Genomic DNA, 12,188 nt, shown 5'->3' with positions numbered 1-12,188 from the left:
GGCTTACTTAGTAGTCATCATCAAACGCCGGGCCGGCGTAGTTGTCAAAGCGCGAGAACTGACCCTGGAAGGTGAGCCGCACTCGTCCTATGGGGCCGTTACGCTGCTTGCCGATGATGATCTCGGCGATCCCCTTGTCGGGACTGTCGTCGTGATAGACCTCGTCGCGGTAGATGAACATGATCAAGTCCGCATCCTGCTCGATGGAGCCGGATTCCCGCAGATCCGAGTTGACCGGGCGCTTGTCGGCACGCTGTTCCAGGCTTCGGTTCAGCTGGGAGAGCGCCACCACGGGGCACTGCAGCTCTTTCGCCAGCGCCTTGAGGGAGCGGGAGATTTCACCGATTTCCAGAGTTCGGTTGTCAGACAGCGCCGGCACCCGCATCAGTTGCAGGTAGTCCACCATGATCATGCTGATGCCGCCGTTGTCCCGCGCCACCCGGCGGGCACGGGAGCGCACTTCGGTCGGGGTGAGGCCGGAGGAGTCGTCGATGTACATCTTCCCCTTCTCCAGCAGCAGCCCCATGGTGGAGGAGAGCCGCGCCCAATCCTCGTCGTCGAGCTGGCCGGTCCGCACCTTGGTCTGGTCGATGCGCCCCACCGAGGCCAGCATACGCATGATGATCTGCTCGGAGGGCATCTCGAGGGAGAAGATCAGCACCGGCTTGTCGGCGGTGAGGGCCGCGTGCTCGCACAGGTTCATGGCAAAGGTGGTCTTGCCCATGGAGGGACGGGCGGCGACGATGACCAGATCCGAACGCTGCAGGCCGGCGGTCATCTTGTCCAGATCGTTGTAGCCGGACGACACGCCGGTCACCCCGTTGTGGGGGGTCTTGAACAGCTCTTCAATCTTGTCGACGGTCTGCTCGAGGATGAGCTTCAGGGGCTGGGGGCCCTCGTTGGCGCTGGTGCGCTGCTCGGCGATCTGGAACACCTTGCTCTCGGCAAGATCCAGCAGATCGTTGGAGGTACGCCCCTGGGGCTCGTAGCCCGCTTCGACTATCTCGTTGGCGACCGAGATCATCTCCCGCACCACCGCCCGCTCACGCACGATCTCGGCGTAGGCGCTGATGTTGGCGGCACTCGGGGTGTTCTTGGCGATCTCCACCAGATAGGCGAAGCCACCGGCCTCTTCCAGTTGCTCGGAGCGCTCGAGCTCCTCCTGCAGAGTGATAAGGTCGATGGGGTTGCCCGCATTGGAGAGGCGGGTCATGGCCTGGAAGATCAGGCGGTGCGGACGGCTGTAGAAATCCTTGTCGATCACCCGTTCGGCGACCCGATCCCAGGCCTCGTTGTCCAGCATCAGGCCGCCCAGTACGGACTGTTCGGCCTCAAAAGAGTGGGGAGGTACTTTCAGCTGTTGTGTCTTGGCGTCTTTTTTCGCCGTCACTTGCTCTGCCATACACATAAAAACCGCAGCGGGAAGGGGACGGGAATTTTACAAAAGAAACCCCGCCATCGCGAGTGCTAATACGTCCCGTCATCGCATCCGGCGACAAGACGGGACCCAGGCCTCGTCAGCGTCATCCACTTCTGCGCCGCAGACCTGCCTCACAGTACGAGAAAGGGCCAGACCAGGGTCTGATCTTTCGTTCTTGCTCTTTGCTTGTTGCGCAACCTGCGCACCGAGCGACTCGGCCGTCTGTGTCTCATGGGCGCCTCCCCTGTCGGACGACTCAATCTGTTCATGAATAATTCATGCCATCCGTGATAATCATACCCGCAAGCTGCAACACAAAAAGGGACTGGCAGCCTGCCATGCGCCTCGCTGAGCTTGCACAAGCAGAGCATGCCCCCACCTACATGAGAGTGAAAGAGTCAAAATGAAAAAGATGCTGACCCTGTTTGCCCTGATCCTGGCCATTGGCCTTGGGGCACCCATCGCCGAGGCCAAGAAACTTGGTGGCGGTAAATCCTTTGGCAAGAGCTACAAGACGGCTCCGGCCCAACCTGCGGCCAAGCCGGTTGACACCAAGAACCCGACCGTGGGCGCCCAGGCACCCAAGAAAGGCGGCATGATGGGCGGCCTGCTGGGTGGTCTGCTGGCCGGCGGCCTGTTTGCCTACCTGCTGGGCAGCGGTGCCTTCGAAGGTCTGCAAGGGATGGACTTCCTGCTGATCGCCCTGCTGGCACTGGGCGGTGTCTTCCTGTTCCGAGCCCTGCGCAGGAACAAGGCGGCAGCGGCCCAGCCACAGACGGCCTATGCGGGCTATCAACCGCCCCAGAGCGCGCCCCCCCAGCAGTTCGAGCAGAGCCACAGCGCCCCGCAGGCCACCGGTTTTGCCGACAGCGACGTGCCCTTCCGTCTGCCCCCGGGCTTTGACATGAACGGCTTCCTGGCCGGCGCCCGCGATCACTACCGCACCCTGCAAGAGGCCTGGAACAAGAACGACCTGGAGAAGATCCGCGAGTACGTGAGCCCCGAGCTGTTCGAGCACCTCAAGGCTGAACGCGCCGAGCTCTCCGGTGAGCAGCACACCGAGGTGATGTACGTGGACACCCAGCTGGTCCGTGCCGACTACGGCAGCGACTGGGCCCAGGTGAGCGTGCGCTTCAGCGGCCGCTACATGGACCGTCAGGAGCAGGTCGAGGAGGACATCAAGGAGGTGTGGCACCTCGAGCGTGATCTCGCCAAGGACAATGCCCCCTGGCATATCGTCGGCATCGAGCAGCTCTAAGGCTCAACCGACCCATTTCATCAAGGCGACCTCAGGGTCGCCTTTTTATTGCCATCAGATCGTGTCATGCCCTATTTCGGGGCAGCTCCCCGTGGCCGGATATATTTCCCGAGAGACACTGCTGATGATATTGAAAATAAAAAGAGAGGCAGCCATGGCTGCCTCTCTTTTTTATTGGCTCGGGGTGCAGGGATTATTTGCAACCCTCTACCGAGGTGGAGTTGATATAGCTGACCGCGCCGGCCGGCTGATAATCGGCGACCTGAATGGTCTTCTTCGCCGCGATATAATCCTTCAGCACACCGGCATCCACCAGACCGGCATTGATGGTGTCGATCTTCGGATAACCGTCACCACCGGCCGCGCTGAAGCTCGGGATGGAGAAGCTGTAGGTTGCTGCCGGATCGAAGGCCTTGCCGCCGATGGTGGCGATGTCCACGCTCTTGGCCTGGCAATCCACCGTCATCTTGATGCCGCCGAACTGAGCATAGCCACCGGTATTGGCGGTCTTGGTCGCGACCTGACCCAGGTAGGTCAGCAGCTCGTTGCCGCTCATGGTCGCCTTGTTGACGGTGTTGCCGAACGGATGCACGGTCAGCACGTCACGGTAGCTGATGTCCCCTGCCGCGATGGAGGCACGCACCCCGCCGGAGTTGACGATGCCAAAGTCGGTGCTCAGCTTCTCGGCAGTCGCGGTGGTGATGAGACGACCCAGGTTGGTCTGCTTGTTGCGCACGTTGGCGCGCTCACCGTCCAGTACGCCATCGGTGGCACCGATGACCACACCCAGCTCCTGCTGTCCCTTCTCCTGATAGGTGAGCAGGGTGTTGTAGAGCTCGGGATCCTTGACGATCTCTTCCTGAATGAAATCACCGTCCGCATTCTTCAAGTTGACCGGGATCAGATCGTACTGGGTCAGGGTCAGCTTGCCATTCTGATAGTCAAACTGGGCACGACCCACATACTTGCCCCACTCGTGAGCCTGCATGATCCAGGTGCCGTTCTGCTGATCCGGCTGGCAGTCGTCGCCCGGCTTGAAGTCGGCGTACTTGTCCGGGGTACCCGGCTCCATGCAGACCGGGTTCTGGGAGTGACCACCGATGATGGCGTCCAGGGTGCCTGCCGGCAGCGCACGGGCCATTTCCACGTCACCCGGTGCGTTGCTGCCGTGCTGACCATTCTCGTAATGGCCCATGTGGGTGATGGCAAGAACCAGGTTCGCCTCTTTGTTGTCGCGGATCTGCTTGCCGAGATTGGCGGCTTCCGTGGTCGGATCGCGGAATTCGAGGGTCTGGACGTTGTTGGGATCCACCAGCTGGGCGGTGTCCTCTGTGGTCAGACCCAGCACGGCGACCTTGAGGCCGCTTTCCAGCTTGAACACCTTGTAGGGATCGAAGTAGCGCTTGCCGCTCGTCTTGTCATAGATGTTGGCGGAGATCATCGGGAACTGGGCCCACTGGCGCTGTTTCTCGAGGATGGTCAGGGGGTTGTCGAACTCGTGGTTGCCCACCGCCATGGCATCGTAACGGATGCTGTTCATGGCCATGAAGTCCGGCTCTGCATCCTGCAGATCCGACTCTGGCACCCCGGTGTTGACGTCACCGCCGGAGAGCACCAGCACTTCGCTGCCCGCCGCTTTCGCCTCGGCACGCAGCCGCTCGACCAGGGTCTTCTGGGCCGCCATGCCATATTCGCCCTTGTCGTTGTGCCAGAAACGACCGTGGGTATCATTGGTATGCAAAATGGTCAGCTTGCAGACATTTTCGGTGCAGGGGGCGACGCTGTCGTTGCTTGAGGTATTGCAGCCGCTCAATGCGGCAAGCACTGCCAGTGCGATACTTCCTTTGACAAATTTATAATTCATTTCCATATCACCTTGTTATTTTGTTATTGGACGACCCTATCCAGGATCGGGCGGTAATATAACAAACAACATGTGACGGTTTTTCATCGGCGACTCACAAATTCCGCCAAATGTGATCATCCACGCAACCTGTTTCCCCTATTTGGAACAGAGGCACCCCACTCGCAGAGCAATTTCCCCCATGATGGCAGCCCGCCGGTAACGGTTATGGCATACTGCCCGCCAATCAATGCCAAGGAGTGCCTGGAATGGCCAAGTACGACAAAATTTCCCCCGAAACCCAGCAGGAGGCGATGAAGATCGCCCGTGCCAACCAGAAGCCGGGGCAGACCAAGGAGCAAACCCAGCTCATCGCCCAGGGGATCCAGAAGGGCATAGACGAATACAAGAAACAGATGAAGGCGAAGGCCCGCGAGGCCAGCCGCCAGAAGAAACTGCAAGCCAAAGCCAGGCACCCTTCCCAAGAGACGCCGGAAGAGGAGAGCGAAGCCGAGGTCATCGAGCTCACCCGCCAGCACCCGCTGCCCTGGATCCTGCTGGTGCTGAGCTGGCTGGTATTTGCCGTGCTCTGGTTCTGGTTCCGCTGATCCTGCCCAGGCAAACCTTTGCCCTGCGATCCGCTTCACAGCCCGGGCGCGGGGGAGTGGTCATTCACCACCCGGACTGCCTACACTCTGCCCCCCCCTTGTCAGGAGACACTGATCATGAACCCGGCCCCGCTCTACCTGCTGGCACCCCTCGCCCTCTTCCTCGTGACCCTGGTGCTCTATCGCATCTCGCCACTGCGGGCGGTTGCCGCCGGCCATGCCCGCTGGTTTATCCTGCCCGCCTTCACCCTCTTTATCCTGCTCATCGTCATCAATGGCGCTGCGGATCCCGCCCTGAGAAGCCCTGCTTTCCACTGGCTGATGCCGGGGTTCGGCTTTGCCCTGAGCCTGTTCCCTGCCCTGCCCAAGGCACTGGTACCGCGCCTGGCTATCAAGGAGGGAGCCTTTGCTGCCCTGGGTCTGATGCTGATGAGCCTTGCCATGGTCTACTGATCGGCAAGCGCTGGCGTCACGATGGCGCCAGCCCCCCCTTCTTGTACAAAGAATGGCCTTCAGGCATCTTGGTGGGCGGATAACCGGCATGGAGGCCAGATGAACAATCCGCCCGATTTCATGGCGCTGTGGGATTATCAGGATCCCGTTGCCAGCGCCCAGCGTTTTCAAGCACTGCTGCCCGAGGCGCGTGCCACCAACCTGCAATGGGAGCTGGAGCTCCTCACCCAGATAGCCCGCACCCATTCGCTGCAACGCCAGTTTGCACAGGCGCACCAGCTGCTTGACGAGATAGAACCCCGCCTCACCGAGGCGACTCCACGGGCCCGCCTGCGCGCCTTGCTGGAGCGTGGCCGCACCTTCAACTCCGCCGGTGACAAGGCCAGCGCCAAAGCCCTGTTTGAACAGGCCTGGCAACTGGGAGAGCAGCACGAAGAACACTATCTGGCCATCGATGCGGCCCACATGGTGGCCATCGCCGCCCCCTTGGAGGAGCAGAGCCACTGGCACCAGCTGGCGATGACCCTGGCCGAGCGCAGTCACGACAAGCGGACGCGAGGCTGGCTCGCCACCCTCTATAACAATCAGGGCTGGACCCTGTTCGAGCTGGGTCGCCTCGACGAGGCCATCGCCTGTCAGCAAAAGTGCCTGGCCTGGCACGAGCAGCACAACAACCAGGGCAAAGCCTTTATCGCCCGCTGGAGTCTGGCGCGCCTGAGCCGGGCCCAGGAGCGCCATGAACAGGCCATGGCCGAACTGGCGCAGTTGCGCGACGACATGGCCGCCGCAGGCACCCCCGAGGATGGCTATGTGTTCGAGGAGCTGGGGGAGAATGCACTCGTGCTCAATGATCCCGCGGCCACCGAGTACTTTGCCCGCGCCTGGTTTCTGCTGTCACAGGATGGCTGGTTCACCGCCAACGAGTCAGAACGGCTGGCCAGACTCAAGCTGCTCGCCAAACTCTGATAAGCGTGCGGGGCGGCCAATTGGCCGCCCCGCACATCAGCATGTCTGCCCGGGAGCAGAGATCACGGCTCAGGCCGGACTCGCCTCTTCCCAGCCCTGCTTCTTGCGATAAATCGTGGAGGGGCTTATTTCCAGCAGGGCCGCCGCCTTGGGGATGTTGCCGTCACAACTGGCGATGGCCTGTTCGATGGCCTCCTTCTCCACCTGCCAGAGCGGACGGACCTGCCTGCGAACGACCACGGATTCTGACTGGGGATCCGCGATCCCGACCGCAGGCTCCGGGGCCAGGGTACGCCCCCCGTTGAGGGGAGGTGGCAGGATATCCGGGCTCACCAGCTCGCCATCGTTGAGCACCACTATGTTGCGCACCACGTTTTGCAGCTCGCGCACGTTACCGGGCCAGGGGTAGTCGAGCAGCACCTGCACTGCGTCCGCATCAAAGTCCCTGAACCGCTTGTTCTCCTCACCGGCATAACGCAGCAGCAACTCCCGGGCCAGCAGCAGGATGTCCTCTCCCCGCTCCCTCAGGGGGGGCAGCGCCAGCGGGATCACGTGCAGGCGGTAGTAAAGGTCTTCACGAAACCGTCCGGCCTTGACCTCCACCAGGGGATCCCGGTTGGTGGCGCAGACAAAGCGCACATCCACCGTCTCCAGCTTGCCGCTGCCGACCCGCTGCAGGGTGCCGGTCTGGATGAAACGCAGCAGCTTGCTCTGCAGGTCGAGATCCATCTCGCAGATCTCGTCGAGGAAGAGGGTACCGCCGTCCGCCAGACTGGCCGCCCCCTTGCGATCCCCCTGGGCACCGGTAAACGACCCCTTCACGTGGCCGAAGATCTCGCTCTCCATCAGGTCATGGGGAATGGCGGCGCAGTTGAGGGCGATGAAGGGCTGATCCCGACGCGGGCTGCACTGGTGAATGGCCTCGGCGCACACCTCCTTGCCGGTGCCGCTCTCGCCAGTGATGAAGACGGTGGCCTTGCTCGGCGCCGCGCTCTCGATGATGCGATAGACCGCCTGCATCGCCATGGAGGCGCCGATGAAACCGGCAAAGGAGCTGCGCTCGAAGTTTTCCCGATACTGGACCACCAGCGAGCTGAGCTGCTGGTGTTTCAGGGCGTTGCGCGCCGTGGCGCACAGGCGCTTGCCATCGAACGGCTTGGTGAGAAAATCGAAGGCCCCGAACCGCATAGCCTCCACCGCCACATCCACCGAGCCGTGAGCGGTGATCACCACCACGGAGCAGGGCAGTTGCCGCTCAGTGATCTGCTGCAAGATGTCCATGCCGGACATGTCGGGCAACTCCAGGTCGAGCAGCACCACGGGGGGCGGGCTTGCCAGCAATTGTGCCAAAGCCTGCTGGCCACAATCTGCCAGCTGCACCTCGTAGCCATCCTGGGCCAGATACTGCTCATAGACGACCGCCAGACTGCGGGTATCTTCCACCAACAGGACACGGGGTTTGCTTTCAGCCACGAGATCCATCCTTGCGCTTGATTTTGTTGTCTATTCTGGGGGCTAGCCGCCACACACTCAAGACGGCCTCATCGCTTTATCCGGGGGATTGCGACAATACACAAGCAAAAACGGCTCCCTGGGGAGCCGTTTTTATGGTGCTTTGAGCTTATTTCTTGGCGTTGTCGCCATCGGCAGCCGGTTTTTCGATGGCCAGCAGCTCTACGTCAAATACCAGCACGGCGTTGGCCGGGATGGAACCTGCACCGTGCTCGCCATAGGCCAGCTTGGACGGCAGGAAGAACTTGAACTTGGAGCCGACCGGCATCAGTTGCACCCCTTCGGTCCAGCCCGGGATCACCTGGTTGAGCGGGAAGGTAGCCGGCTCGCCGCGATCGACGGAGCTGTCAAACTTGGTGCCATCGGTCAGGGTACCGGTGTAGTGCACCTTGACGATGTCGGTGGCCTTCGGCTTGGCGCCGTCACCCATCTTCTCGACCTGATATTGCAGGCCGGACTCAGTGCTCTTCACGCCCTCTTTCTTGGCGTTGGCAGCCAGGAACTCTTCACCTTTCTTCAGGTTTTCCACGGCATCCTTGTCGGCCTTCGCCTTGGTCAGCTCGTTGATCTTGGCGTCGTATTCCTGCAGAACCTTCTGGATCTCCTCGTCGGTCATCTTGGCTTCTTTGCCCAGACCGTCGGTGACACCCTTCAGGATCACGGTGTTGTCCAGCTTGATGCCGAGCTCCTGCTGGCGCTCCAGGGTATTGGCGATATAACGACCCATGGAGAGGCCGATCGCATAGCCGGATTGCTCTTCAAAGCTCTTGGCCTCAGCCTTGGGGGCCTCTGCCGGCTTGCTGGCTTCTGCCTTGACCTCTGCGGTGTTGGTCGCAGCAGGTTTCTCATCTTTTTGGCAAGCAGTCAGACCGACGGCAACCGCCGCAGCCAACAGGGACACCTTCAGAAAATTGTTCATCAGTTTCTCCAAAACTCTAAATACCGCTCTCGGTTCCTTCGTGAAATGAGAGGTTTATCGTGATAAGCGCCTTATACTAACGCCGTGATCGCAGGTAACGAAAGCATGAGACAGGAAAAATGATCAAAAGTGCCATTTATCTCATCGGTATTTGCCTGATGCTGACGGGGTGCGAACAACGCTCACTTCCCAGCCAGCAGATCCGCCTCGCCAACCAGGGTCTGCTGAGCGCGGATCTCGCCAGTTCCGGCAAGCTCGCGCTGGTCTCCAGCCTGGGTCAGGGCACTGTGGTGTGGGATCTGGAACAGGGCAAGGAGCGCTGGCGCTGGCGCCAGAGCGATGACCAGGAGGAGTTCGTCACCCTGACCCGCTTCTCCCCCGATGACAGCCATGCCATCACCGCCACCCAGCACACCTTCGCCATCTGGCGCTTGCAGGATGGCCGCTCCCAGGGCTACTACTCCCTGCCAGAATCCCGCCTGCGCGATGCGGCGATCTCGGCGGATGGCCGCCAGGTGCTCATCGGCCGTGAAGACGGCAAGGCGGAAGTGGTCGACACCCAGACCGGACGCCGGCTGCAATTCCTCGGCCACACCGAACAGGTCAACACGGTGGATCTCTCCCCCAATGGTCGCTATGCCCTCACCGGCGGCAACGATTACAGCGCCTATCTGTGGGATACCCGCACGGGCCAGGTGGTGTGGCGCTTCAACCACGCCGGGCGAGTCGTGATGGCGAGACTGGATCCGTCCGGACGCTTCGCCTTCACCGCAGACAGTCGCCAGGCCAGCATCTGGGATCTCAAAACCGGCAAGGAGCACAGCCGGTTGCAATATGATCACCGCTTCGAGGTCTACACCAGCGCCCGCTTCGCCAACGGCGGCAACTGGCTCATCACCGGCGCCCCCTCCCGCCAGCTCACTCTGTGGCAGGTGAGTGACGGCCAGCCGTTGCAGAGCTGGCGCGTCTCGCCCCATCCCAAGGTGAAACCGCCGAGCGCAGTGGTCTATGGCGTGGCTTTGCGCGACAATGACCACCTCGTCAGTGCCAGCTCCAGTGGCCTGGCTGAAATCTGGACTATCAAGTAAGGACCAAAAGGCCCATGAGTCAGCAACTAAACGAACGCCTCGAAACCCTGGAAAGCCGCCTCGCCTTTGCCGAATATACGGTGGAGCAGCTCAACGACGAGGTCACCACCCAGGGTCGCGAGCTGGACCGGCTCAAACACCAGATCCATCTACTGGTGGATAAATTGCAGAGCGTACAGCCGAGCCAGATCGCCAGCATGGCCGAAGAGACGCCGCCACCGCACTACTGATGAGTGCCAGCCATAAAAAAACCCGCGCCATGCGCGGGTTTTTTTATCATCGGCCAGGCCGTGATCAGTGCTGATGGCCCTTGCCGCCACAACCACCACCACCGCAGCAACCACCGTGACCGTGATCGTCGCCGTGATCGTGTGCATGGTTGTGACCATGGCCGCCACAGCAGCCACCGTGGTCATGATCGTGATCATGGCCGTGATCATGGTCATGACCATGATCGTGACCGCAGCCACCAGCGCCGTGCACATGGCCATGGGCCAGCTCTTCGGCGGTCGCGGCACGCACGTCCTTGATCTCGACCTTGAAGCCCAGGGTCACGCCAGCCAGGGGATGATTGCCGTCCACCTTGATGAACTCCTCGGACACCTCGATGACGGTCACCGGGCGGTGGCCGTCGTCGGTCTCGGCCACAAAAGTATCCCCTTCAGACACTTCCATACCGTCGAACAGCTCGCCGGGCACTTCCTGCACCAGATTCTCGTCGTACTCGCCATAGGCCTGGTTCGGCGTCAGGGTGACGTCGAACGCCTCGCCCACGCTGCGACCTTCCAGCTCGGCTTCGAGGCCGGAGACCAGGTAACGGGTACCGTGCAGATACACCAGCGGCTCTTTACCGACAGTGGTGTCGATGACTTCACCGTGTTCGTCGGTGACCGTGTATTCCAGCGTAACCACGCTCAGGGGAGCTACTTTCATGTCAGGGATCCTGCGGATAGAAAAAAACGGGCTCAGAATACCTCAAAAAGGCAGACAAGCATATGGTCGGCCCGGCTTCAGTGTGATGAAAAAGTCATCAACAGCGACCAGTCTGACCGGCGTACCATCACCTTGAGGCATGGCCCTCACTCGGGACGAAACACCCCTATCACCTGCTCCGCCTCGCGCGTCGCCTTGTCCACCTGCTCCTGGGTCTGCACCTGGGTATCCCCGCACTCGACACAGGTCACCTTCTCGACTCCATGCTCCATATACAGCATCATGGTGTCCATCTTGCCGCACGCCGGGCAAACTGCCCCGGCAATGAAGCGTTTTTTACGTCTGGTTTCCATTTTTGTTACCTCCAGGCAGCATCATATCAGGGTTTTTACATGCATCACGCCATCGAATATCAGCATTTTTCCACTTCCACCCTTCAGGTCGGCCCCCGCAAGCGCTCCCCCATGGGCCAATTGCTGCGCGTCACCCAGGGGGTGGCGCTGCTGAAATTGGGTGCCCATGAGCTGCTGCTGACACCTGGCAGCCACTTCTGGCTCTGTGCCGATGCCCTCGCCGCCTTCACCCCTCTGGCTGGCTGCCAGCATGATCTGCTGGCCTGCTCCGTGCGGGTGCCCCAGCCCGCCCAGGCTGGCTGGTTGCAGGCAAGCCCGTTGATGGACGCACTGCTGGACAGCCTGGCGGTCTGGTCACGCCCACGCGACTGGCAAGGCCCCTATGGGCAGCGGCTGCAAGTGGTGGGAGATGAGTTGCACGGCTGCACCATCTCGTCACTGGGGGATCAGGCACTGCAAGATGCCTGGCAAGCCCTGGCCAGAGCGCAGCCGGATAGCGTGGCTGCCTGGCAGACCCTGCTGGGCACTCGCGGTCTCGAGGGCCCGGACGCCCGGGCACTGAAGGATCAGTGGCAACTGTTGCAGGGGATTCGCCTGCTGCGAAGTGGCAGCACACCGTCACAGGTGGTGAGCAGGCTGGGTTATCGGGATGAAAGCGCGCTGGCCGAGGCTCATCTGCAATGGCTCGGGGCGCCCCTCTCCCCTCAGCCGTCCGCGACCCGATAAGAGAGGCATAAAAGGATGGCAAAAGAAATCCAGTTTTGCGGCTCACCGCCGCTAACAACAAAGGAGTCATTCATGTCACCATCCTTTATGCTGAACACCCGATTGACCG

13 protein-coding genes are annotated in these 12,188 nt (G+C 61.2%); 7 read left to right on the top strand and 6 right to left on the bottom strand.

Translation table 11 applies throughout. The features are described from left to right. Nucleotides 1-7 precede the first annotated feature (7 nt). Nucleotides 8-1,402 carry a replicative DNA helicase gene (gene dnaB / locus AB7E19_RS00595; protein ID WP_039040054.1) on the bottom strand — a complete coding sequence of 465 codons (1,395 nt, stop codon included), beginning with the start codon at nucleotides 1,400-1,402 and terminating at the stop codon, nucleotides 8-10. 421 nt (nucleotides 1,403-1,823) lie between these two features. On the opposite strand from dnaB, the gene AB7E19_RS00590 reads away from it, so the two are divergent. Next, nucleotides 1,824-2,678, top strand: coding sequence for a Tim44 domain-containing protein (locus tag AB7E19_RS00590; protein WP_427934450.1), 855 nt, complete (start codon nucleotides 1,824-1,826; stop codon nucleotides 2,676-2,678). A gap of 193 nt (nucleotides 2,679-2,871) precedes the next feature. Here the strand turns inward: AB7E19_RS00590 and ushA are convergent, their stop codons facing one another. Further along, nucleotides 2,872-4,542 carry a bifunctional UDP-sugar hydrolase/5'-nucleotidase UshA gene (gene ushA / locus AB7E19_RS00585; RefSeq protein ID WP_427934448.1) on the bottom strand — a complete coding sequence of 557 codons (1,671 nt, stop codon included), beginning with the start codon at nucleotides 4,540-4,542 and terminating at the stop codon, nucleotides 2,872-2,874. A gap of 248 nt (nucleotides 4,543-4,790) precedes the next feature. On the opposite strand from ushA, the gene AB7E19_RS00580 reads away from it, so the two are divergent. The 3 genes from AB7E19_RS00580 to AB7E19_RS00570 all read left to right on the top strand — a co-directional run bounded on the left by AB7E19_RS00580 (nucleotide 4,791) and on the right by AB7E19_RS00570 (nucleotide 6,548). After that, nucleotides 4,791-5,129: a DUF2956 domain-containing protein gene (locus AB7E19_RS00580; RefSeq protein WP_045523719.1), complete on the top strand. Its 339-nt coding sequence runs from the start codon at nucleotides 4,791-4,793 to the stop codon at nucleotides 5,127-5,129. 117 nt (nucleotides 5,130-5,246) lie between these two features. Beyond that, a complete protein-coding gene (locus tag AB7E19_RS00575; protein WP_010673254.1) occupies nucleotides 5,247-5,582 on the top strand; it encodes a hypothetical protein in 336 nt (111 codons plus the stop codon). A 99-nt stretch (nucleotides 5,583-5,681) separates the two neighbouring features. Next, nucleotides 5,682-6,548 carry a tetratricopeptide repeat protein gene (locus AB7E19_RS00570; protein WP_427934446.1) on the top strand — a complete coding sequence of 289 codons (867 nt, stop codon included), beginning with the start codon at nucleotides 5,682-5,684 and terminating at the stop codon, nucleotides 6,546-6,548. A gap of 69 nt (nucleotides 6,549-6,617) precedes the next feature. Here the strand turns inward: AB7E19_RS00570 and AB7E19_RS00565 are convergent, their stop codons facing one another. Then, nucleotides 6,618-8,021, bottom strand: a complete 1,404-nt coding sequence (locus tag AB7E19_RS00565; RefSeq protein WP_427934444.1) for a sigma-54-dependent transcriptional regulator — start codon at nucleotides 8,019-8,021, stop codon at nucleotides 6,618-6,620. A gap of 148 nt (nucleotides 8,022-8,169) precedes the next feature. Next, nucleotides 8,170-8,979 (bottom strand): FKBP-type peptidyl-prolyl cis-trans isomerase, encoded by an 810-nt coding sequence (gene fkpA / locus AB7E19_RS00560; RefSeq protein WP_029313875.1) that lies wholly within the window; start codon nucleotides 8,977-8,979, stop codon nucleotides 8,170-8,172. A gap of 119 nt (nucleotides 8,980-9,098) precedes the next feature. Here fkpA and AB7E19_RS00555 point away from each other — a divergent pair, with 119 nt between their 5' ends. Further along, on the top strand, nucleotides 9,099-10,067 hold the full coding sequence (locus tag AB7E19_RS00555; protein WP_041211198.1) for a WD40 repeat domain-containing protein: 969 nt from the start codon (nucleotides 9,099-9,101) through the stop codon (nucleotides 10,065-10,067). Between the two features lie 14 nt (nucleotides 10,068-10,081). After that, nucleotides 10,082-10,297: a SlyX family protein gene (locus tag AB7E19_RS00550; protein WP_010673249.1), complete on the top strand. Its 216-nt coding sequence runs from the start codon at nucleotides 10,082-10,084 to the stop codon at nucleotides 10,295-10,297. Between the two features lie 64 nt (nucleotides 10,298-10,361). Here AB7E19_RS00550 and AB7E19_RS00545 read toward each other — a convergent pair whose 3' ends face one another. Next, complete coding sequence (locus AB7E19_RS00545) at nucleotides 10,362-11,000, bottom strand: FKBP-type peptidyl-prolyl cis-trans isomerase (RefSeq protein WP_010673248.1); 639 nt, start codon at nucleotides 10,998-11,000, stop codon at nucleotides 10,362-10,364. A gap of 146 nt (nucleotides 11,001-11,146) precedes the next feature. Further along, complete coding sequence (locus AB7E19_RS00540) at nucleotides 11,147-11,353, bottom strand: YheV family putative zinc ribbon protein (RefSeq protein ID WP_010673247.1); 207 nt, start codon at nucleotides 11,351-11,353, stop codon at nucleotides 11,147-11,149. 39 nt (nucleotides 11,354-11,392) lie between these two features. Here AB7E19_RS00540 and AB7E19_RS00535 point away from each other — a divergent pair, with 39 nt between their 5' ends. Beyond that, nucleotides 11,393-12,079, top strand: coding sequence for a hypothetical protein (locus tag AB7E19_RS00535; protein WP_427934439.1), 687 nt, complete (start codon nucleotides 11,393-11,395; stop codon nucleotides 12,077-12,079). Nucleotides 12,080-12,188: the final 109 nt, after the last annotated feature.

Origin of the sequence: Aeromonas sp. (assembly GCF_050252055.1) — a bacterium.
In the GTDB taxonomy this organism is placed as follows: domain Bacteria; phylum Pseudomonadota; class Gammaproteobacteria; order Enterobacterales; family Aeromonadaceae; genus Aeromonas; species Aeromonas caviae.
Note: the sequence above shows the minus strand (reverse complement) of the source record. Positions and strands in the feature narration are given on the sequence as shown.

What these genes read in the sequence shown, in the direction of transcription:
- dnaB (WP_039040054.1), bottom strand. Translation starts at nt 1,402, where the DNA reads ATGGCAGAGCAAGTGACGGCGAAAAAAGACGCCAAGACACAACAGCTG.
- AB7E19_RS00590 (WP_427934450.1), top strand. Translation starts at nt 1,824, where the DNA reads ATGAAAAAGATGCTGACCCTGTTTGCCCTGATCCTGGCCATTGGCCTT.
- ushA (WP_427934448.1), bottom strand. Translation starts at nt 4,542, where the DNA reads ATGAATTATAAATTTGTCAAAGGAAGTATCGCACTGGCAGTGCTTGCC.
- AB7E19_RS00580 (WP_045523719.1), top strand. Translation starts at nt 4,791, where the DNA reads ATGGCCAAGTACGACAAAATTTCCCCCGAAACCCAGCAGGAGGCGATG.
- AB7E19_RS00575 (WP_010673254.1), top strand. Translation starts at nt 5,247, where the DNA reads ATGAACCCGGCCCCGCTCTACCTGCTGGCACCCCTCGCCCTCTTCCTC.
- AB7E19_RS00570 (WP_427934446.1), top strand. Translation starts at nt 5,682, where the DNA reads ATGAACAATCCGCCCGATTTCATGGCGCTGTGGGATTATCAGGATCCC.
- fkpA (WP_029313875.1), bottom strand. Translation starts at nt 8,979, where the DNA reads ATGAACAATTTTCTGAAGGTGTCCCTGTTGGCTGCGGCGGTTGCCGTC.
- AB7E19_RS00555 (WP_041211198.1), top strand. Translation starts at nt 9,099, where the DNA reads ATGATCAAAAGTGCCATTTATCTCATCGGTATTTGCCTGATGCTGACG.
- AB7E19_RS00550 (WP_010673249.1), top strand. Translation starts at nt 10,082, where the DNA reads ATGAGTCAGCAACTAAACGAACGCCTCGAAACCCTGGAAAGCCGCCTC.
- AB7E19_RS00545 (WP_010673248.1), bottom strand. Translation starts at nt 11,000, where the DNA reads ATGAAAGTAGCTCCCCTGAGCGTGGTTACGCTGGAATACACGGTCACC.
- AB7E19_RS00540 (WP_010673247.1), bottom strand. Translation starts at nt 11,353, where the DNA reads ATGGAAACCAGACGTAAAAAACGCTTCATTGCCGGGGCAGTTTGCCCG.
- AB7E19_RS00535 (WP_427934439.1), top strand. Translation starts at nt 11,393, where the DNA reads ATGCATCACGCCATCGAATATCAGCATTTTTCCACTTCCACCCTTCAG.